Below are 22,377 nucleotides of genomic sequence, written 5' to 3'. Positions count from 1 at the left end.
ATGAAATTATGTATAATACAAGTGAAATAGAGGTGCAACGATGAAAATAAAATCACTTTACATAATGTTGTTTATTCTTGTATTGATTTTGGTAGCGTGTAGTAATGAAATTGATTCTGATTTAAAAAAATATAAACGTGAAATGAAACCATTATATAATAAAGAGGATGCAATTAAAAATGATATTGGAACACTTAATTTAGAACAATTAGACCAATTAATAGGTACGGAAGTAACTGTTGAAAAACAAGATGAGTTAAATCAATTTCAAAATAAACTTGAAGAAGATATATTACCAGAAATAAAGGATTTAAGAAAACAAGTTAAACATATTGATACTAAGACAGATGAAGTGAAAGAAGTCCAAGATATTTATATTCATAATGTTAAGCATAAAGAGAATATCATTTCAGAATTAAACAAGTATGTCACTTTATTTAAGCAATCTATACATTCAAATGAAAAGATTTTACAATACACGAAAGTGTTCGAACAGAATAAATCTGATGCAGAGAAAAATGCAAAACTCGCTAAAAATAATCCCGATGATAAAGAGGATTATGAGTCTTTAGTTACAGTAATTGATAAAAATAGCGAAGAATTAAGTGGGAAAGCAAAATTTTTAAATGAAACACATTCTGCAAATGAGAAGTCTGACTATATTGATGATGAAGTAGTACCTATATTTAAGAAAGATATTAAATCATTGAATCAATTAAATATTTCGTCCAATAAAGTGAATAGAATGAGACAGTCACAAATTGAGATGTATTATACATTAATTAAATATTATCAAGAAAGAAAAAACAGCATCATGATTGAAGATAAACTTCAAAAAATAGCAGCACCAAGTAGCATCAACACACAGTTGACAACATTAGGTAGAGATGAAAAATACGAAAAAGCAATAAATAGACTGGAAAAATAAATACACACACCGTAAAGTTATCAATACTTTTTAACGGTGCGTGTATTTTATTTATTCTTATTATCGGTGGACTTATTTTTATTCGTTTTTGATAAGTAAATATTTTTACCAACGAGAGAAATAAGCCAAATAAAGAAGGCAACAATTAAGATATATGATAATGCAGGTTGATTTTTAAAATCGAATAAAAACAGTATAGATATAATGAGTAAACATGCATTTATCGTATCAATCATGCCCCATCTTTTTATAAGAATAGGTGTAGCAGATTTTGTCAAAATGATCACCTCCAAGACATAATTATAGTATACCAAAAATAAGTTGTGGTTAATATTATGGAATACGGGTAAAGATATATAAGATAAAATAGAATTTGCCATATATAAGGATAGATGTTATAGTTTTCAATTGTATTGGTTAAATTACGATAGAGGTGAATTAAAATGGTCGTGAAATTAACTTCCATCGATCAATTTGAAAAAGTACTCAATGATAATCCAAACGTATTTGTTATGAAACATAGTAGTACTTGCCCAATTTCGGCAAGTGCATATGATCAATTTAATAAGTTCTTATATGAGAGAGATATGGATGGATACTACTTAATTGTACAAGAAGAAAGAGAATTATCTGATTATATTGTTAACAAAACTGGCGTTAAACATGAATCTCCTCAAGCTTTTTATTTTGTAGACGGGAATGTAAGCTGGAATGAGAGTCATGAAAATATCACAGTAGCAAGTTTATCGAAAGCAGAAGAATAAAATTTGGCAAACAGTCTTTAGAGACTGTTTGTTTTTTTGTTAAATATGAAAAAAACAAGTATAATGAAATATGATAAAAAGCATGAGGTGAAAATTATGAGAGTATTAGTTGCAATGGACGAGTTTGACGGTATATTATCTAGCTACCATGCAAATAGATTTGTCGAAGAAGCAATAAAGACTCAATTGACTGAAGCGGATATCGTTCAAGTCCCTTTATTTAATGGTCAGAGAGAAGTAATGGATTCTATATTATTATGGCAATCTGGAACGAAGTATTCAGTAGACCATCACGATGCTTATATGAAAGCTAAAACTTCTTCATATGCAGTGACAGAGAATAATATTATTGTTATAGAAGCTGGAAAAGTATTAACTTCTGATGAAGATATAGCAAGTCCACTTAATACGTCTTCATATGGATTAGGCGAAATGTTGTTAAGCGCACTGACTGAAGATAAACAAGACATGATTATTTCAGTAGGAGATGTCCATAGTTATGATGGTGGAATAGGGATGTTACAAGCTTTAGGTGCGAAATTCTATGACGCCGAAGGTATGTTAATCGATGTGCGTGAAGGTGCTAACAAGATTAAATATATTAGAACGATTGATTTATATGATTTAGATAAGCGATTGAAAGACAAAAATATTAAAGTCATTACAGATTTTGAATCGAAATACTATGGTAAAGCTAGTAGAGTCATGAAAGAACATGAATTAAACCAAATTAGTTATAATGATGCAGTATCTATAGATAATGCGATGTGGTATATTAGCGAATTGTTCAAGAGCCAACATCGTATACTATTAGGTAAACCAGAACGAGGCGGAGCAGGAAGCGGGATAGCCGCGGTTTTGAATACATTATATGATGCAGAACTTGTTACTGGTGGAGATGTCGTTAATGAATTAACATATCTTGATAAGTTAATTAGCCAAGCTGATTTAGTCGTATTTGGTGAAGGGTTAAATCCGAATCAACAATTACTAGAAACAACATCAGTACGAATAGCTGAATTATGCCAAAAACATCAAAAATTAAACATCGCTATTTGTGCAACTGATGAAAAATTTGATCATTATGTAGAACAAGATACAACCGCAATGTTTAAAGTGTTAAATAAAGATCAATATACGATGAGTGACTTTGAAATGGGTATCATGTTAAGACATCTTACAACACAAGCATTAAGATTATTAAAATCAAACTTAAATACTAAATAAATTAAAGGTCCGAGACATTTATGTTTGTCTCGGACCTTTGTCTGTATATCAATTGTTATCGTTACGCTTGTTTTTCAAATTCTGATACGATCCCAACTATCATTTGCACGGCTTTCTCCATTACATCGATTGATGCATATTCGAATGGACCATGGAAGTTTGCACCGCCTGTAAATAGGTTTGGTGTTGGTAATCCCATATAAGATAATTGTGAGCCATCTGTACCACCACGAATTGGTTCAATGATAGGTTTAATACCTAATGATTGAATTACTTTTTCAGGGATATCAATGAGTTCTGGATGAGGTTTGATTTTTTCACCCATATTAAAGTATTGATCTTTAAGTTCTACTCTAATTAACTCTGAATCATATTGCGAATTTAATAAAGTAGCAATATCGAGTAAGTGATTTTTTCTTCTTTCGAATTGTGATTGATCATGATCACGAATGATGTAATGTAAAGTTGTTTCTTCTACTGTTCCATTCATATTCGTTAAATGATAGAAACCTTCATACCCTTCAGTATGTTCTGGTACTTCATCTTTTGGTAACTGATCATTGAATGCCATTGCTAAAGTATTAGCATTCACCATAACATCTTTAGCAGATCCTGGATGAACATTCACACCTTTAACTGTTACGGTTGCAGATGCAGCATTGAAACTTTCAAACTGTAACTCGCCTTCAAGACTACCGTCTAACGTATAAGCAAAGTCTGCATTGAAGCGCTCAACATCGAAATGATGTGGTCCTCGACCAATTTCCTCATCAGGTGTAAAGCTAAATCTTATATCACCATGCTTAATTTCAGGATGCTCAATTAAGTAAATAATGGCTTCCATAATTTCAACAACACCAGCTTTATCATCTGCACCAAGTAATGATGTTCCATCAGTAGTCATTAATGTATGACCAATAACATCTTTAAGTTGAGGGAACGTTGTTGGGCTAAGTACTTTATCTGTTTGACCAAGCTTTATATCTTGCCCATCATATTGCTCTATCACTACTGGATTAACGTTACTCGCGTTATAATCTGGAGATGTATCTATATGAGCAAGTAAACCGATTGTTGGTACTTTCTTATTTGTATTAGAAGGCAATGTTGCCATAAGGTAACCTTTGTCATCAACAGATACTTCAAGGTTTAATGCTGAGATTTCTTCTTTGAGTAAATGAATTAAGTCCCATTGTTTTTCTGTTGAAGGTGTTACGTCGCTTGTAGGGTCAGCTTGCGTGTCGATTTTTACGTATCGTTCCAATCTATTAATTAGGCTTTGTTTCAAAGTGCTCGCTCCTTTTTGCATCTATTTATTTCATTATTATACGCTTTTTTGCTTCTTTGACGCAAAGGAATGCTTTGAACGCATATAGATTTGGAAGATGATTTCAGAACATAATATTCCGAATGCTATCGCGCCTGATATAAGCGTCGCTTGTAAAGTAGTGTTAATTGCTACATCATAATTGTTTATAACGAGGTTTTTAGTTGCGTCATACGCAAGACCTCCTGGTACTAAAGGAATGATTCCAGCAACAATAAAGATGATCATAGGGCGTTTATAATATCGACTCATGATGTGGCTCATTAATGCTAAAGCGAAACTGCCATAAAATGACGCTTGAACTTTATCTATCCCAAAATCAAGTGAGACTGTATAGATCATCCATCCTATTGTACCAACTACGCCACATGCTATTAATAGTCGCTTAGGTGCGTTAAATATGACCGAGAAAAACAATGTTGCTGTAAAACTTAATAATATTTGATAAATATAATCTAACATTTAAAGCACCTCCTTAACTAAGTAATAATACAATTGCAACGCCAGCACCTATAGCAAAAGCTGTTAATGCCGCTTCAACACCTTTTGATATTCCTGCTAATAGCTGACCTGCCATTAAATCACGAATCGCATTTGTGATGAGTACACCAGGTACTAATGGCATAACAGAAGCAATTGTAATCAAACTTAAATTGACACCTATAAAGAAATTAACACTTATGGTCGCAATCGTTGCAATGATGAGTGAACTAATAAATTCTGAAAAGAATTTAATACGAATCGTATTATGTACGAATGACATCGTTAAATAACCAGTACCACCAGCAATAAATGATGGGATAACTTCAGCTTGTTTACCACCAAACATAGGTAAAAAACATGCTGATGCGATAGCTGCCGCTAATACTTTTAACCAAAATGGAAACTGCAATGAAGCATGGTGCAAATGAATTAACTCTGATTTTGCTTCATCTATAGTTAATTCGTTATTTGTAATTTTTCTTGAAATTTGGTTAGTTAAAGAGATTTTTTCAAGATCAGTTGTACGCTCATCTATTCTAATTAATCTCGTATTTGTTCTGTCATTAAGAGAGAAAATAATAGCAGTAGAAGTTACAAAGCTATGTGTGTGTTCTAAACCATAACTCGTTGCAATTCTTGTCATTGTATCTTCAACTCTGTAAGTTTCAGCGCCGCTTTCCAATAGAATGCGACCAGCAGTCATGACAACATCAATTATTTTATTCTCATCTATAATAGTGAAGTCTTGTATTTCTTCCATAATAACCTCCAGTTTCTTAATCTATAAAAGCAAAAACAACCAACATGATTGTTGAGAGATTTATATTAAATTTAACATATATTTGATTATCCTCCTCGTAGCAGGAGGTGTCTACCTAAAAACATAGACAAACCTGAAAAAATCAAGAGATTTTATTCAGGTTTGTCCATTTTATCCAGCGCGTTCAAATTTATGATTAGCTGTATGTTTATAATTTGATAATCGGGTTAAACATTACTTTATTTTGACCTTGTAACTTTGCTTCGTGCAACATATCATCTGCATCTTTAAATACGCGACGTTTTGATTTGTTGTCATCTTCTGTTAAATAACCTACACCAATAGATACAGAAAGTTTTATTGTTTCTTTATTTGGCAAATGGAATGTTGATTGCTGAACGCTATCTCGAATACTTTCAGCTAATTTAATGGCACTATCTAAAGATTCACCCATTAATATAATGGAAAATTCTTCTCCACCATTTCTGAAAGCTTTAACACCATGAGGTAAGTAGTTTATTAATAACTGGGACATTTGTTTTAGAACAGCATCACCAGATTTATGAGAAAATTCGTCATTAACATCTTTGAATCCATCAATATCTATTAATAATAATGCCATAGACTGGTTGTTTTCTGTTACTAACTCAGTTGTATGATTTAAATAACGGTCAAATTCTTTTACGTTACCTAAACCTGTTAAATAGTCTATAGATTCTTCATTTTCATAGCGGGATATTAAATTTTTAAGTATCCATATATCACGATAAACACTAGCACTTACAATGCTTAGAATAAATGAAATGGGTACTAGAAACAACCATTCATTTAGCCATGAATCTGGGTTTGAAAAGATTAATGTTATAGCAATAATAATAATACTAATTAAATATAGTAGTTGTATACAAACGAAGTCACTTTGTTTAAGAAATGGACCAATAACGCCAATAACAACAGCTATGATTAATAGGTGTAGATTATCTAAAAATGGTGTTCCAAAAGCGAAAATATCTACGAGTATAATCACGCCTGCACTTAAAAGGGTGTAGAATAAATTTGTGAATCTACCTAAAAAGAGTAACGGTATAAAACCTAAAGATATCTCATAGTTATGAAGTTGAATTGGATTAGAAATTAATAATATAGATACACCTGTCATTAAAAGGGTTATGTAATTTTGTGAAAAAGTCACAGTTCTTGTTTCATTATATTGTATACGATGGTATAGGTAAAATGCTGCAATCGTGACTGAAATATTAAATATAATTGCTTGTATCATTTAGCACCATCCTTCTTTTAGTAAGCCATATGATATTGTAATCTATTAGATTGCTTTTGTCACGATATTAAAGGATATTTTGTAAAAAAAGTTTCATTTTTCACAATCACACTTGGAATATAATTTTAAAAACGATATACATCTATGATAAACTATTGTTTTTATAGCATGAAACAAAAATTTTTGCTATTCTAAAAGTAATGTTTAATTACATTTGTTTCTTCAATCATAAGACGAAGGTGAATCTATGTTTACTTTGCAACTCATTTTATTAACAATGATTGTCAGCTTAATACTTACACCGCTAGTTATCGTGCTATCTAAGAAAATAGGTGCAGTTGATATGCCTAACATTAGAAAAGTACATACAAAGCCAGTATCTGTATTAGGTGGATCAGTTATTTTATTATCATTTCTCATAGGATTATGGTGGGGTAAACCCGTAGAACATGAAACGATTCCTATTATATTAGGTGGTATTACGATTTACCTTATTGGTTTAGTGGATGATTTATACGATATGAAACCACTTGTTAAACTTGCAGGTCAAATTGCTGTTTCATTAATTGTTGTACTTAATCATATAACACTTGACTTTATAACGCTTCCATTCGGTATTGTTATTGAATTTGGTATCTTCAGTATACCTATGACGATATTCTGGGTAGTTGCTGTTATGAATGCCATTAACTTAATAGATGGATTAGATGGTCTAGCTTCAGGTATTTCTTGTATCGCATTAGTAACGATTGGTTTTATCGCGATATTACAACAGAATATTTTTATCATGATGATTTGTAGTGTATTAATTGGTTCCTTATTAGGTTTCTTAGTATTCAACTCTCATCCAGCTAAAATATTCCTTGGAGATAGTGGTGCACTGCTGTTAGGGTATATAATTGGTGTTTTATCATTGCTAGGATTTAAGAATATTACATTAATCTCTTTATTCTTCCCAATGGTTATACTAGCTGTCCCATTTATAGATATGCTATTTGCTGTTATCCGTCGATTACATAATCGTCAATCTATTGTTCAAGCCGATAAGTCCCATTTACATCACAGGTTGTTGGACTTAGGATATACACATAGGCAGACAGTCGTACTTATTTATATGATTGCAATTTTATTTAGTATTTCAAGTGTCATATTATACTTGTCACCACCATATGGTGTATTGATGATGTTCATTATGATATTAATCACGATTGAACTCATTGTAGAATTCACAGGACTCATCAATGTGAATTACAGACCAATATTGAATTTATTAACGAGAACTAGATATAAAAAAGAAGAGCGCTAATGTTAGCGTTCTTCTTTTTTATTGTAAGGGAATGGTAACGCGATCATATCTTGCTTGTTTAATATATATTTCCCTTGATTAATTTCATTTAAAAATGCGATAAATTTTTCTTCATCTGATGCGATGACATGAACAGTATACTTAACTTTGTCAGTATACTCAGTATTTACAAGACTAAATTCTGTTTGCTGTATTTCATGTTCAAAGCGCCCGGTTTGATCATAGTCTATTGTGACTTCAAATGGTATAGCATCTAACAAAATGATACGCCCAATTTCATTGATCACCTGACTAACAGCACTTCCATATGCTCTTATCAATCCTCCAGCGCCAAGTTTAGTACCTCCGAAATATCTTGTTACGACAACAACTACATTGTGAAGTTGTTGTTTTTTTAATACTTCTAACATCGGAACACCTGCTGTTCCGGATGGTTCTCCGTCGTCATTGGCTTTTTGAATAAGCATAGTGGGGCCTATAATGTAACTTGAACAATTATGTGTTGCATCGTGGTGTTCTTTTTTCTTTTGTTGAATAAATGCTTTTGCTTCTTCTTCTGATTCAACTGGTTGAATGCTAGCAATAAAACGAGACTTATTAATAATAATTTCTGTTTCGTGACTTGATTTTATAGTGATGAGACCTTCGGACATAATAATACTTCTCCTTTTACGTCATTATCTGTTACGATTATTATATACTATTGAAAAAAGTCCGGAAAGGAATGTATGAATTGAAAAATAAATTATTACTATTATGTTTATCTGTATGTTTAGTATTAGTTGCTTGTGGTTCCAAAGAAGAAGAGAAGCCTTCAACTGATAATGCTAAAGAAAGTAAAGGTATTTTATTAGATGATAAAGGAAATCCTAAAAAAACAATAAAAGTTAACAAAGATACTGAAAAAGCAGTAAAAGACGTCATCGAACAAAATAGAAAGTCATTGAATGAAGGTAATGTAGAAGCATACATAGAAACGATAGATCATGATTCTAAACATCTTAATGCAAAAGAAGAAGAAAAAGTATTGAAAGATACCCTTAAAAACTATCAATTTGATAAAAAAATTAAAAACATTAAGTTTTTAAAAGAAAAAAATAATGAAGTTGTCGTATTCTATAACGTTGATACTACAGCGCATCCCAAAAATGGTGGGAAAGATGAACAGAAATCATTTAATGAAGTTGTGACACTCGTAAAAAAAGATGGCAAATATAAATACTCTAAAATGTCTCAAGCAGCAATTTAGTTTATAAAGTTCTTTTCAAATAAGACATTATTCGATATGATTAATTTGGAAAAGAATCTAGGAGGATAACTTTATGAAAATTGCTGTTATTACAGATTCAACAGCATATTTAGATGATGCATATTTAACTAAATATAATATTAGAACTGTAGCATTGAATGTTATATTTAGAAGTGAGACGTATAGAGAATTATCGGACATAAGTACGGAAACATTTTATAGTAAATTGAAGAAAGAATCACAACTTCCAACTACCTCTCAACCAGCTATGGGTGATTACGTAGCGTTATTAGAAGAACTAAAAGCAGAAGGATATACAGATGTGATTGCTGTTCATTTATCAAGTGGTATAAGTGGTACTTATCAAAGTGCTTTAACCGCAAACTCAATGGTTGAAGGTATTAAAGTTCATCCGTTTGATTCTGAAATTTCTTGTACTGTTCAAGGTTTTTATGCATTAAAAGCATGCCAATTGATTCAAAACGGTATGACAGTTATAGATAACATCTTAGAACACTTAGAGAATATGAAAGCAATCTCTAATGCATATTTCATAGTTGATGATTTAAGCAACTTGAAAAAAGGCGGACGACTATCAGGTGCACAAGCACTTGTCGGTACGATGTTACAAGTTAAACCAATTTTGCATTTTGTTGATACTCAAATTGTTCCTTATGATAAAGTTAGAACGAAGAAGAGAGCAATGAAAGAAATTGAACAACAAATTGAAAAAGAAGTTGGCGGAAGTAAACATTTATCTATTGTTGTCATTCATGGAAATGATGAAGAAAGCGGGAAGTTATGGAAATCACAAATAGAAAGTAAATTTCCACAAGCAAATGTTATATTGAGTTATTTTGGACCTGTCATAGGGACACACCTTGGTGAAGGTGCACTCGGTATAGGATTTACGACTGAACCTTTAGATTTATCTATATAAATAATACTACAGCACAAAAAGCATATGCTTTTTGTGCTTTTTTATTGGAGGAAAGATGAAATATTACGGTAGAATATGTCACAACTTAGAAAGTATCACAACCGAAAAAATACTAAAGAAAATACCTGGCGTTATGTTTCAAAATAGGAAATATGTATGCAATCAATGCACAAACAAAGATCAGTCATTGTTTATGAAATATTATTGCCATCATTGTCACAAGATGACAGTGTATTGTCGATATTGTATCAATTTAGGTAAAGTTCAAAGTTGTAAAGATATTTATGTTATAGAAAGTCACCATGAAAGAACGAAAGGCTTTTATAATTTAACATTTGAACTAAGTGAGCAACAGCTTATGGCATCTTCAAAAGTTTGTGATGCGATCATACAGTATAAAAATTTATTATTATATGCAGTTACGGGTGCTGGAAAAACTGAAATGATATTTGAAGGTATATCTAAAGCGAGACAAAGAGGAGATAATGTCGCAATAGTATCACCTCGTGTAGATGTAGTGAAAGAAGTGTATTTAAGGCTTAAAGAAGCATTCGAAGATGAAGATATTGATTTGATGTATGAAGGTCAGTTCGCAGAATTTAATAGCACATTTGTTGTGTCAACAGTTCATCAATTAATGCGTTATGAAAATCATTTTGATGTTGTAATTGTAGATGAAGTAGATGCTTTTCCATTAGAAATGGATAATCAATTGATGACAACAATTAGAAAAGCTTCAAGCAAACAATCAAGTCATATATATTTAACTGCAACACCAAATCAGGCATTACGTTCACTGTTTAAAACTTCAGACATCATACAATTACCAGCACGTTATCATAAACATCCATTACCTGTACCGGTATTTATTTATAATAAGATCAAAGAAACTAAACTAAATCATAAATTTTTAAAGACATTGAAATTACAAATAGAACAAGGACGAAAGACGTTTGTGTTTTTTCATGACATTGAATATATGAAAACAGTTTATGCAATATATAAATATCACTTTGCAAGAATAGAATTTGTATCGAGCATCGATGAATTGCGTCATGAGAAGGTGAAGCTATTAAGAGAAAATAAAATAGATATCATCTTTACAACAACAATATTAGAAAGAGGCATAACATTATCAAACCTCGATGTCATTATTGTAAGATCAGATATGTTTACTTCTAGCGCTATCATACAAATAGCTGGCAGAGTTGGTAGAAAAGTTAAACAACCTGATGGAAAAGTTATGTGCTATCACAATGGAATAACTAAAAATATGATCAGAGCTAAACATGAAATAATTCAAATGAATAATCTAGCAAAACAGAAAGGGTGGTTAATATAAATAATTGTCTTATATGCCTTAATCCAATAAATGAGTCCATTCATTTATTAAATTTGTTTCAAAGACCTTTGAATATATGCTCGACATGTAAGGGTAAATTAACGTTTGATGAAAGTGTAGATAGATGCGAACGATGTTTAAAAATATTAGCACAAGAAGAAGTTGAATGCTTAGATTGTCTTTGGCTATCAAACAAATACACGCTAATCAATAAACTGTTTACATTGTATGACTATAAAGGAGTAGTTAAATCACTAATTCATCAATATAAATCGAATGGAGACATCGCACTTTCAGATATATATACTATTCCAAGAAAACTAACATTATCATATGACATTGTGATTCCTGCGCCAATTCATATTAATAAATTAAAGAATAGAACCTTTGATCATGTTGCATATGTTTTGGATAAACAACATATACAATATCAGCAAATCTTCATAACAAAAGAAAGAAGAAAACAATCAGATTTATCTAAAAGGGAACGCGCACATCAGCAAAATCCATTTGAAATAACAAGAGAAATACCATTAGAGAACAAGCGTATATTATTAGTAGATGATATTTATACGACAGGCCTTACAATCCACCAAATGGCGGAACTTCTATTTATGAGAAAAATCAGAAAAGTAGATGCCTTAACATTTGCAAGAGGATAAAAAAATGGTAAAATAGGAGTAGGAAGAAAGACAATAGAAATAGAGCGTTAAAGGAGTCGGTGCTTTATGATCAGATTTGAAATTCATGGTGAAAACATCACAGTAACTGATCCGATAAGAAATTATATTGAGGATAAAGTGAGTAAGCTTGAACGTTACTTCACTAATGTCCCAGAGGCAATAGCTCATGTTAAGATAAAAACTTATCAGGATTCTCGCAGTAAAGTTGAGGTAACTATTCCATTGAAAGATGTTACTTTAAGAGCTGAAGAAAGACATGAAGATTTATATGCTGGAATCGACTTGATAACAAACAAATTAGAAAGACAAGTACGTAAATACAAAACTAAGGTTAATCGAAAGTATCGTGATAAAGGACGAGAAAAGGATGTATTTGCTGCTGGTGTAGAACAATCAGCACCAGAAGAGCCTGAGCAAGATGATAATGAAATTGAAATTATTCGTTCTAAACAATTCGCACTTAAACCTATGGATTCTGAAGAAGCAGTATTACAAATGAATTTATTAGGTCATGATTTCTACATCTTCACTGATGCAGAAACAGATGCTACAAGCATTGTTTACAAACGTAAAGATGGTAAATATGGTTTAATCGAAACATCAATACAATAACGAACATAATTATTAAAGAAACTGATGCAGTAACACTGCATCAGTTTCTTTTGTAATAATAGCTTTTCATTTACATAGGTGGTAATCTTAAATAGTATAAAAATAGTCTAAAAAGTGGTATGATATATTGTTGTAAGATTACTAGTTTCCTAGTTGAAGGAGAGAACAAAATGGGTTTTTTATCAAAAATAGCAGATGGTAACAAACGAGTCGTTAAATCACTCGGAAAGTTAGCAGATCAAGTTATTCATTTAGAAGATGAAATAGCTAAATTAACAGATGATCAATTAAGAGAAAAAACAGAAAAATTTAAAAAAGAATTAGCAGAAATAGAAGATTATTCAAAACAAGAAAAATATTTAGACAAAATTTTACCTGAAGCATTTGCCATTGTAAGGGAAGGATCGAAACGTGTATTCCAGATGACACCTTTCAAAGTTCAAATTATGGGTGGTATTGCAATACATCGTGGCGATATTTCTGAAATGAAAACAGGTGAAGGTAAAACATTAACAGCAACAATGCCTGTATATTTAAATGCGTTAACAGGTAGAGGTGTCCATGTCATTACAGTCAATGAGTATTTGGCGAGCTCTCAAAGTGAAGAAATGGCACAGCTATACAATTTCTTAGGCTTATCAGTAGGGTTGAACTTAAATGCTTATGATACTGACGAGAAGCGAAAAGCGTATGCATCAGATATTACGTATAGTACAAACAATGAACTCGGTTTCGATTATTTAAGAGATAATATGGTTACTTATAAGAAAGATCGTGTTATGAGACCGTTAAACTTTGCCATAATTGATGAGGTCGATTCAATATTAATTGATGAGGCGAGAACACCACTTATTATTTCTGGTGAAGCAGAAAAATCAACTACACTTTATACACAAGCAAATGTATTTGTGAAAATGCTTAAAGATGAAGATGATTTTACTTACGATGAGAAGACAAAAGCAATTACACTAACAGAACAAGGTATTGATAAAGCAGAACGTATGTTTAAAATTGATAACTTATTCGATGTGAAAAATGTTAACTTAATGCATCATATTAATATTGCATTAAAAGCTAATCGTACGATGCTTAAAGATAAAGATTATGTAGTAGATGAAGGCGAAATTATGATTGTTGACCAATTTACTGGTCGTACAATGCCTGGACGCCGTTTTTCAGATGGGTTACATCAAGCCATTGAAGCCAAAGAAGGTTTAGAAATTCAAAATGAATCTAAAACAATGGCATCTATTACTTTCCAAAACTTCTTCAGAATGTACAATAAATTATCTGGTATGACAGGTACTGCAAAGACAGAAGAAGAAGAATTTAGAAATATTTATAATATGACAGTAACGCAAATTCCGACAAACAGACCTATCCAACGTATTGATGAAGCAGATTTAATCTTTGCTACTCAAAAAGGAAAATTTGATGCAGTCGTTAAAGATGTAATTGAATTATACAAAAAAGGTCAGCCTGTTCTGTTAGGTACTGTAGCCGTTGAGACAAGTGAGTATATATCTCAATTATTAAAGAAAAAAGGTGTCAGACATGATGTGTTAAACGCTAAGAACCATGAGCGAGAAGCTGAGATTATATTAAATGCTGGTCAAAAAGGCGCAGTTACAATAGCGACGAACATGGCAGGTCGTGGTACAGATATTAAACTTGGCGAAGGTGTAATTGAGTTAGGCGGACTAGCAGTAATTGGTACGGAAAGACATGAGTCAAGACGTATCGATGATCAGCTTAGAGGTCGTTCAGGTCGTCAAGGTGATGTAGGTAGAAGTAGATTCTATTTATCATTACAAGATGAGTTAATGGTGCGCTTTGGTTCTGAAAGAATGCAATCATTAATGGGTAAATTAGGTATGAATGATGACACACCTATTGAATCTAAAATGGTGTCTAGAGCAGTCGAATCAGCTCAAAAACGTGTTGAAGGTAACAACTTCGATGCTCGTAAACGTTTATTAGAATATGATGATGTATTAAGAAAACAACGTGAAATTATATATGGCGAAAGAAATGACATCATCGAAAAAGATGACGTCCAAGACATTGTTAAAGATATGATTAAATCTTCAGTTGAGCGTGGCGTGAATTATCACTTAGTCGCAAACGAAGAAGAAATCGATTATGAAGCATTATTACATTTCATAGAAGATTCATATTTAAAACCAGATATGCTTAAATTAGATGATATACGTGGTAAAGATTATGAAGATATAGTTGAAGTTGTACTTGAGAAAATTAAACAACAATATCAATCACAAGTTGAAGACTTTGATGATCAAATGTCTGAATTTGAGCGTATGATTGTATTAAGAACAATCGATAGAAAATGGACAGATCACATTGATACAATGGATCAATTACGTACAGGTATTCATTTAAGATCTTACGGACAAATTAATCCTTTACGTGAATATCAAAATGAAGGTCTCGATTTATTTGAAACGATGTTAAATGAAATTGAAGATGAAGTGAGTAAATATATCTTAAAATCTACAATAGATCGTGGAGAACATGTACAACGTGAACAAGTTGAAATTGGTGAAGCTAAACATGCTAGCGCTAACGATGGCAAAGAAAAGGTTAAGCCGAAGCCGATTGTGAAAGATGAACAAGTTGGTCGCAATGATCCTTGTCCATGTGGAAGCGGTAAAAAGTACAAAAACTGTCACGGCCAATCATAAAGGAGTAAGTTTATGGAATTAACTGAAATCAGACAAACACTAAATCAATTTAATGAGAAACTATCTAACATCAGGGGGTCTCTTTGACTTAGAAAACAAAGAGACGAACATTCAAGAATATGAAGAAATGATGGTAGATCCTAGTTTTTGGGATGATCAAAATAAAGCACAAGATATCATTAATAAAAATAATGCATTGAAATCAGTTGTGGAAGACTATCACAGTTTAGAAGCACAAACAGATGACTTGTTAACAACAGTGGAATTATTAAAAGAAGACTATGATGAAGAAATGCATCAATCTCTAGAAGAAGATTTGAAAACTTTAAAGACTGACATTGATCAATTCGAATTAAAACTATTACTTAATGGTGAACATGATGCGAATAATGCAATTTTAGAATTACATCCTGGTGCAGGTGGAACTGAATCCCAAGACTGGGGTGCAATGTTGCTTAGAATGTACCAAAGATATGCAGATCATAAAGGCTTTAAAGTAGAAACTTTAGACTATCAACCTGGAGATGAAGCAGGAATTAAAAGTGTTACGATACTCGTTAAAGGTCATAATGCTTACGGTTATCTCAAAGCTGAAAAAGGTGTGCATAGACTTGTACGTATATCACCATTTGATTCATCTGGAAGACGACATACATCATTTGTTTCGTGCGATGTCACGCCTGAATTCAATAATGAAAAAATTGAAATCGAAGTTAATTCTGAAGATATAACTGTAGATACTTACAGAGCTTCTGGTGCAGGTGGTCAGCATGTTAATACGACAGATTCAGCTGTTCGTATTACGCATCAACCAACCGGAATTGTCGTAACATGCCAAAACGAACGTTCACAAATCAAGAATAGAGAACAAGCTATGAAAATGTTAAAGGCAAAACTATACCAAAGAGAACTTGAAGAACAAGCGGCTGCACTCGATGAAATTAGGGGCGAACAAAAAGAAATAGGATGGGGAAGTCAAATCCGTTCATACGTATTCCATCCATACTCAATGGTAAAAGATCATAGAACAAATCAAGAAACAGGTAACTCAAATGCAGTAATGGACGGTGATATAGATCCATTCATCGATGCATTTTTAAGAAGCCAAATTAATCATAATTAATTATACAGACATTTCGTAAGTTACATCTAAGTTGAGAATTTTATACTTAGAAACTTCGCGAAATGTCTGTTTTTATGTGCTTATAAATAAATAGTTCAAAAAGGTGCAATCTTAATATGTATGTGAATTTATGCACAAAACTGATGTAAAACTCATGAGAACATGGTAAAATAAAGGCATAATCATTATAAAAGGGGTGTAAAACATGAAATTGAAACCTGGAATAATTTCATTAGTTGCATTGTCTACAATCATTTTTGCTGGATGCGGGGGATCTTCAGGAGATAAGAAAACTGAAGAATACAGTTCAAAAGGTGAGGAACTATTTAAAAATAATTCATGTGTAAGTTGCCATGGCAAAGACTTAGAAGGAGCATCAGGACCTTCTCTAAAAAAGGTTGGATCTAAACTTTCTCAATCTGAAATTGAAAAGATTATTAATGAAGGTAAAGGTAGTATGCCAAGCAAAGTATTAGAAGGTAAAGATGCCAAAGAAGTAGCTAAATGGTTATCTGAACAAAAATAAAAATATATAATCATATTACTGCATGACTATAACAGAGGCTGAGACATATATTATGTCTTGGCCTCTTATTGTGTTGTGTATTTATATTTGGATGAGGCATATTACTACAGAAATCTAACAAATAGAGAGTCCTAAATTTAAACCAATTAGAATAGATAGTATTTTTCATATATATGACATATTGATTTATATTCAAGTTTAAAATTGATTGTTTCATACAATACAAATTGGATATTTTTTATAAAAAGTAACCATAATGGAAAATGGATAATAAAACGATTATAAAGTGCGATTCTGTATATATTTAATAGCTATAAGTAGCATGTTGTCGCCTTTAAGTAACATATTTATCTGATAAATTATAGAATCTTAACGGTTATATTACGAATATGTAACAATGATATATGGGGATTATTCTTGTGGTATTATTTCCAATATAAGTTGTAGAACACACTATTTAATAAAAATATATAATTCAATAAATCTATTCAGGAGGATTTTCATCATGAAAAAAACTTTAATTACGCTTGCATCAGTTACTGCATTAACAACAATACCTCAAGATACAGTATCTGCTGCACAACATGAAGTTAAGCCGGGAGAAACATTAGAATCAATTGCACAAACTTACGGGACATCTATTTCTGAACTTAAAGAGTTAAATAATATTACTTTAGATGTGACAGCGGGACAAAATATTCAAGTTTTAAAAGATGATGTATACACTGTACGTGAAGGAGATACGTTAAACAAAATTTCTAAGAAGTTTAATGTTACTGTATCTGACTTAAAACAATGGAATAATTTAGATTCAGATATTATTGTTTTAGGTAGCAAACTTATTATTTCAAAAGACGTTCAAGTAACTACTGGCGATGCTACACAAGCAGCTACTGCTGAGCCAACTGAGTTTACAATCAATTTACCAGAAACTATTACTGAAGGTTCAAATAATGTAATAAGAGAACAAACAACATATAATAGTAATTCAGAAAGCACAACAACTCAATATTCAACACCAACATTTAACACAGATAATGGTGGAAACCATAGCGAAAATAATTACCAAACTTCACAAACTTCATACAGTAGACCAACAAGTGGTGGAGGTGCTAACCTTTATACTGCTGGACAATGTACATACTATGCATTTAGTAAACGTCCTGATCTTGGTAACTTATGGGGAAATGCAAATAACTGGGCAAGTGCAGCATCAAGTGCGGGTTATACAGTAAACAATTCACCAAAAGCTGGTGCGATATTACAAACAACAGCTGGTGGATATGGACATGTTGCATATGTTGAAGGCGTTAATTCAGATGGTTCAGTTCGCGTTTCAGAAATGAACTACCAAGGTGTAGGTGTTGTTTCATCAAGAACAATTTCTGCTTCAGCAGCAGGTTCATATAATTATATTCACTAGACGTAAATGTAAATTTAATTTAAGCAAGTAGTTAATTCGATATAAGAATTTTAACTATTTGCTTTTTTTTATTATTTAACTTGATATAATAAACGTAAATGAGTAGCAAAGGTTTGAAAATATGAAAAAATGGTTAAGAATCATACTGGTATTAGTTTTAGTTAGTATAATTGGAATAAGTATATATAAAGTAATAGGAATTAATGAAGAACAAACGAAAGAACAATTTAAAGAACAACAAGGGAAGCGAACATTTCAAAATAGTCATCCAGCAACAGGTATGTCGGTTAACGATGAGAAAGTAAAAGTATTTCAAGATTTGAAAGAAACGGATTTAAAGTCAATAACATCTAAAAATGATATAACGGTTATAAATTTATTTGCTTCATGGTGTGATCCTTGTAAGAGAGAAATGCCAGAACTTGTAAAATTTTCAAAGAAAAAAGAAAATGGCGTTGAATTAATCGGTTTAAACGTGAAAGATAAGAGAAAACCAGCAGAACAACTTTTAAAGGATGTAAACGTAAACTACAACGTGTATGTTTCAGAAGATGATTTCTTAAAGAAATTCAAGACATATAATATTCCTACCACTTTATTTGTTGATAAAGAAGGAAAAGTTCAAAAAGTATATTTAGGTGAATTAACTGAAAAAACGCTACATAATCTTGTTTCACAAGTTAAGGAGGAACATTAATGGGTGTACATCAATATTTTAAAAGTTTGTCAGATTTAGAGAAATTAATTAGATGTCCTGGAAAATTTAAATATCAGGACCATAATGTTGCAGCACATTCTTTTAAAGTGACAAAAATTGCTCAGTATTTAGCAACTGTAGAAGAGCAAAATGGTCAAGAAATTGATTGGAAATTAGTGTATGAAAAAGCTCTAAATCATGATTATCCAGAAATATTTACTGGTGATATTAAAACACCCGTTAAATATGCATCATATGAAATTAAAAAGTTATTTGCCCAAGTTGAAGAGGAAATGATAGAAAAATTTATTACAGAAGAATTTCCTGAACAATATCAAGAAATTTATAGACATAGACTACAAGAGGGTAAAGATGATAGTATTGAAGGACAAATTTTAAGTGTTGCAGATAAAATTGATTTACTTTATGAATCTTTTGGTGAAATTCAAAAACGTAATCCAGAACCATTGTTTTTTGAAATATACGAAAGTTCATTGGAAACAATTATGCAATTTGATCATTTATCTTCAGTGCAAGATTTTATAGAGCATATCTTACCAGATATGTTGCAAGAAAAATTTATTCCGCGCTCAGAATTAAGAGAAATAACAATGTCAATTCTTGAAAAACGTGAAATAAAAAGGAGATTGTGAATTGAATGATTTGGCCAATTCTCGCTTTGTTTCTTCCTTGTTTGATGGTTATTTTATTTACACAAATTGTTCATAATAAATGGGTAGGATTACTCGTTTCTACTATTATTATTGGCGCATCAGTTTATAAAGGATTTTTTCATAATGAATTAATCATCTTTTTAGATGTTATTAGCTTAGTAGTAGGTTTTTATATAGTAGACGTGTTAGACATAGAGAAAATTGAATCAAGATAAATAAGCGGGAAAATCATGATGATTTTTTCGCTTATTTATCTTTTTTTATTAAGAACGAACAAATGTTTGGTTATTTTTACAAATTTTTGATAAAATATATTTATATATTTAAGAATTCGAGGAGGTTACTATGCAACATTTTCCTTTTAAAATACATTCAGACTATTCCCCTCAAGGTGATCAACCTAAAGCCATTGAAGCTATCGTTAAAGGTATCAATGATGGGAAAAGACACCAAACTTTACTTGGTGCGACTGGTACTGGTAAAACATTTACAATGAGTAATGTCATTAAAGAAGTTGGAAAACCTACATTAATCATTGCACATAATAAGACTTTAGCAGGCCAATTATATAGTGAATTCAAAGAGTACTTCCCTGAAAATAGAGTTGAATATTTCGTGAGTTATTACGACTATTATCAACCTGAAGCATATGTACCTCAAACCGATACATTTATAGAAAAAGATGCATCTATTAATGATGAAATTGATAAATTACGACATTCTGCAACAAGTGCATTGTTTGAAAGAGATGACGTTATTGTAATAGCAAGTGTAAGTTGTATTTACGGTTTAGGTAATCCAGAAGAATATAAAGATTTAGTAGTAAGCACAAGAGTTGGAATGGAAATGGAAAGAAATGAGTTATTGAGAAAGCTCGTTGATAACCAATATTCACGTAATGATATCGACTTTAGACGTGGTACGTTTAGAGTAAGAGGAGATGTTGTTGAGATATTTCCTGCATCAAGAGATGAATTATGTGTTCGTGTTGAATTTTTTGGAGATGAAATAGACCGTGTCAGAGAAGTTAACTATTTAACAGGAGAAGTCATGGCAGAAAGAGAACATTTCTTATTCTATCCAGCTTCTCACTTCGTAACACGTGAAGAGAAAATGAAAGTTGCTATTGAAAGAATAGAAGCAGAATTAAAAGAGCGTCTAGAAGAACTTCGAAGCAACAATAAATTATTAGAAGCACAACGCCTTGAGCAAAGAACAAATTATGATTTAGAAATGATGAGAGAAATGGGCTTTTGTTCAGGAATTGAAAACTACTCTGTTCATTTAACACTACGTCCTAAAGGTTCTACACCTTATACGTTGTTGGATTATTTTGGTGATGATTGGTTAGTTATGATAGATGAGTCACATGTTACGCTACCACAAATTAGAGGCATGTATAATGGTGACCAAGCACGTAAAAGTGTATTAGTAGAACATGGTTTCAGACTACCAAGTGCTTTAGATAATAGACCACTTAAGTTTGAAGAATTTGAACAAAAAACAAAACAACTAGTATACGTTTCAGCGACACCAGGTCCATTTGAAATTGAACATACTGATGAAATGGTGGAACAAATTATTCGACCAACAGGCTTATTAGACCCTGTGATAGAAGTGAAACCAACTAAGAATCAAATTGATGATTTAATGGAACAAATCAATGCACGCGTTGAAAGAAACGAACGTGTATTGATTACGACACTTACAAAGAAAATGAGTGAAGATTTAACAACTTATTTAAAAGAAGCAGGCGTGAAAGTGAATTATTTACATTCAGAAATTAAAACGCTTGAACGTATAGAAATTATAAGAGATTTAAGGTTAGGTGTTTATGACGTTTTAGTAGGGATAAACTTACTAAGAGAAGGTTTAGATATTCCAGAAGTATCCCTTGTTACAATTTTGGATGCAGATAAAGAAGGTTTCTTAAGGTCACAGCGTTCACTTATCCAAACGATTGGGCGTGCTGCACGTAACGATCACGGTAAAGTTATCATGTATGCTGACAAAATAACGGATTCAATGAGAATTGCATTAGATGAAACGGAACGACGCAGAGAGACACAGCATGCATATAACATTGAACACGGCATTACACCAAAAACAATCAATAAACAAATTAGAGATGTCATTTCAGCTACCGTAGAAACGGATGAAACAAACGAAAAAGACAAGAAGAAAGCGCCTAAGAAACTTACGAAGAAAGAACGAGAAAAAACAATAGAACGTATTGATAAAGAGATGAAAGAAGCGGCGAAAGCATTAGACTTCGAAAAGGCATCAGAATTAAGAGATATATTATTCGAATTAAAAGCAGAAAGGTGACTGA

Annotated in this window: 23 protein-coding genes; 17 read left to right on the top strand and 6 right to left on the bottom strand. The window is 31.8% G+C overall.

Features of this window, described 5'->3' with window-relative positions:
• Positions 1–40: 40 nt before the first annotated feature.
• Complete coding sequence (locus CD111_RS00410; protein WP_095089254.1) at positions 41–928, top strand: EMYY motif lipoprotein; 888 nt, start codon at positions 41–43, stop codon at positions 926–928.
• 47 nt (positions 929–975) lie between these two features.
• On the opposite strand, the gene CD111_RS00405 is transcribed toward CD111_RS00410, so the two are convergent.
• Positions 976–1,215: a hypothetical protein gene (locus CD111_RS00405; protein ID WP_229726463.1), complete on the bottom strand. Its 240-nt coding sequence runs from the start codon at positions 1,213–1,215 to the stop codon at positions 976–978.
• A 156-nt stretch (positions 1,216–1,371) separates the two neighbouring features.
• Here CD111_RS00405 and ytxJ point away from each other — a divergent pair, with 156 nt between their 5' ends.
• Together ytxJ and CD111_RS00395 are read left to right on the top strand one after the other, a co-directional pair.
• Entirely contained in the window at positions 1,372–1,692 is a 321-nt protein-coding gene (gene ytxJ, locus CD111_RS00400; RefSeq protein ID WP_095089251.1) for a bacillithiol system redox-active protein YtxJ, read from the top strand.
• Between the two features lie 96 nt (positions 1,693–1,788).
• The gene (locus CD111_RS00395; RefSeq protein WP_095089249.1) at positions 1,789–2,919 is read left to right on the top strand and encodes a glycerate kinase; all 1,131 of its coding nucleotides are present in this window, start codon (positions 1,789–1,791) and stop codon (positions 2,917–2,919) included.
• Between the two features lie 61 nt (positions 2,920–2,980).
• On the opposite strand, the gene pepT is transcribed toward CD111_RS00395, so the two are convergent.
• From pepT to gdpS, 4 genes are all read right to left on the bottom strand, one after another.
• Positions 2,981–4,207, bottom strand: a complete 1,227-nt coding sequence (gene pepT, locus CD111_RS00390; RefSeq protein ID WP_095089247.1) for a peptidase T — start codon at positions 4,205–4,207, stop codon at positions 2,981–2,983.
• Between the two features lie 36 nt (positions 4,208–4,243).
• The gene (locus tag CD111_RS00385; RefSeq protein WP_095089245.1) at positions 4,244–4,708 is read right to left on the bottom strand and encodes a threonine/serine exporter family protein; all 465 of its coding nucleotides are present in this window, start codon (positions 4,706–4,708) and stop codon (positions 4,244–4,246) included.
• Between the two features lie 13 nt (positions 4,709–4,721).
• Entirely contained in the window at positions 4,722–5,489 is a 768-nt protein-coding gene (locus tag CD111_RS00380; protein ID WP_095089243.1) for a threonine/serine exporter family protein, read from the bottom strand.
• A 208-nt stretch (positions 5,490–5,697) separates the two neighbouring features.
• Positions 5,698–6,768: a GGDEF domain-containing protein GdpS gene (gene gdpS / locus CD111_RS00375; RefSeq protein ID WP_095089241.1), complete on the bottom strand. Its 1,071-nt coding sequence runs from the start codon at positions 6,766–6,768 to the stop codon at positions 5,698–5,700.
• 247 nt (positions 6,769–7,015) lie between these two features.
• Between gdpS and CD111_RS00370 the strand changes: the two genes are divergently transcribed.
• Positions 7,016–8,074, top strand: a complete 1,059-nt coding sequence (locus CD111_RS00370; RefSeq protein ID WP_095089239.1) for a glycosyltransferase family 4 protein — start codon at positions 7,016–7,018, stop codon at positions 8,072–8,074.
• Positions 8,075–8,076: 2 nt separating this feature from the next.
• On the opposite strand, the gene CD111_RS00365 is transcribed toward CD111_RS00370, so the two are convergent.
• Positions 8,077–8,727, bottom strand: a complete 651-nt coding sequence (locus tag CD111_RS00365) for a YigZ family protein (RefSeq protein ID WP_095089237.1) — start codon at positions 8,725–8,727, stop codon at positions 8,077–8,079.
• Positions 8,728–8,807: 80 nt separating this feature from the next.
• Between CD111_RS00365 and CD111_RS00360 the strand changes: the two genes are divergently transcribed.
• From CD111_RS00360 to uvrB, 13 genes are all read left to right on the top strand, one after another.
• The gene (locus CD111_RS00360; protein WP_095089235.1) at positions 8,808–9,323 is read left to right on the top strand and encodes a hypothetical protein; all 516 of its coding nucleotides are present in this window, start codon (positions 8,808–8,810) and stop codon (positions 9,321–9,323) included.
• Positions 9,324–9,396: 73 nt separating this feature from the next.
• Positions 9,397–10,263, top strand: coding sequence for a fatty acid kinase binding subunit FakB1 (fakB1, locus tag CD111_RS00355; protein WP_095089233.1), 867 nt, complete (start codon positions 9,397–9,399; stop codon positions 10,261–10,263).
• Between the two features lie 55 nt (positions 10,264–10,318).
• Complete coding sequence (locus CD111_RS00350) at positions 10,319–11,605, top strand: DEAD/DEAH box helicase family protein (RefSeq protein WP_103268483.1); 1,287 nt, start codon at positions 10,319–10,321, stop codon at positions 11,603–11,605.
• Between the two features lie 224 nt (positions 11,606–11,829).
• Positions 11,830–12,267: a ComF family protein gene (locus CD111_RS12410; protein ID WP_158245672.1), complete on the top strand. Its 438-nt coding sequence runs from the start codon at positions 11,830–11,832 to the stop codon at positions 12,265–12,267.
• A 66-nt stretch (positions 12,268–12,333) separates the two neighbouring features.
• Entirely contained in the window at positions 12,334–12,900 is a 567-nt protein-coding gene (gene hpf / locus CD111_RS00340; protein ID WP_095089229.1) for a ribosome hibernation-promoting factor, HPF/YfiA family, read from the top strand.
• 170 nt (positions 12,901–13,070) lie between these two features.
• On the top strand, positions 13,071–15,602 hold the full coding sequence (secA, locus tag CD111_RS00335) for a preprotein translocase subunit SecA (protein ID WP_095089227.1): 2,532 nt from the start codon (positions 13,071–13,073) through the stop codon (positions 15,600–15,602).
• A 12-nt stretch (positions 15,603–15,614) separates the two neighbouring features.
• A protein-coding gene (gene prfB / locus CD111_RS00330) for a peptide chain release factor 2 (RefSeq protein WP_103268482.1) occupies positions 15,615–16,725 on the top strand; the annotation gives its coding sequence in 2 pieces (ribosomal slippage) (positions 15,615–15,686 and positions 15,688–16,725; 1,110 coding nt in all).
• 205 nt (positions 16,726–16,930) lie between these two features.
• Positions 16,931–17,251 (top strand): cytochrome c551, encoded by a 321-nt coding sequence (gene cccB / locus CD111_RS00325; protein ID WP_095089223.1) that lies wholly within the window; start codon positions 16,931–16,933, stop codon positions 17,249–17,251.
• Between the two features lie 505 nt (positions 17,252–17,756).
• Positions 17,757–18,674 carry a LysM peptidoglycan-binding domain-containing protein gene (locus CD111_RS00320; RefSeq protein ID WP_095089221.1) on the top strand — a complete coding sequence of 306 codons (918 nt, stop codon included), beginning with the start codon at positions 17,757–17,759 and terminating at the stop codon, positions 18,672–18,674.
• A gap of 121 nt (positions 18,675–18,795) precedes the next feature.
• Positions 18,796–19,371, top strand: coding sequence for a TlpA family protein disulfide reductase (locus tag CD111_RS00315; protein WP_095089218.1), 576 nt, complete (start codon positions 18,796–18,798; stop codon positions 19,369–19,371).
• Positions 19,371–20,024 carry an HD domain-containing protein gene (locus CD111_RS00310; RefSeq protein WP_095089216.1) on the top strand — a complete coding sequence of 218 codons (654 nt, stop codon included), beginning with the start codon at positions 19,371–19,373 and terminating at the stop codon, positions 20,022–20,024. The genes CD111_RS00315 and CD111_RS00310 overlap by 1 nt, the downstream gene beginning before the upstream one ends.
• Positions 20,025–20,029: 5 nt before the next feature.
• Entirely contained in the window at positions 20,030–20,260 is a 231-nt protein-coding gene (locus tag CD111_RS00305) for a CsbA family protein (protein ID WP_095089214.1), read from the top strand.
• A gap of 130 nt (positions 20,261–20,390) precedes the next feature.
• Positions 20,391–22,373: an excinuclease ABC subunit UvrB gene (uvrB, locus tag CD111_RS00300; protein WP_095089212.1), complete on the top strand. Its 1,983-nt coding sequence runs from the start codon at positions 20,391–20,393 to the stop codon at positions 22,371–22,373.
• Positions 22,374–22,377: the final 4 nt, after the last annotated feature.

The sequence above is a fragment of the Mammaliicoccus stepanovicii genome (assembly GCF_002902525.1).
Classification (GTDB): domain Bacteria; phylum Bacillota; class Bacilli; order Staphylococcales; family Staphylococcaceae; genus Mammaliicoccus; species Mammaliicoccus stepanovicii.
This window is presented reverse-complemented; position numbering and strand designations above follow the sequence as displayed.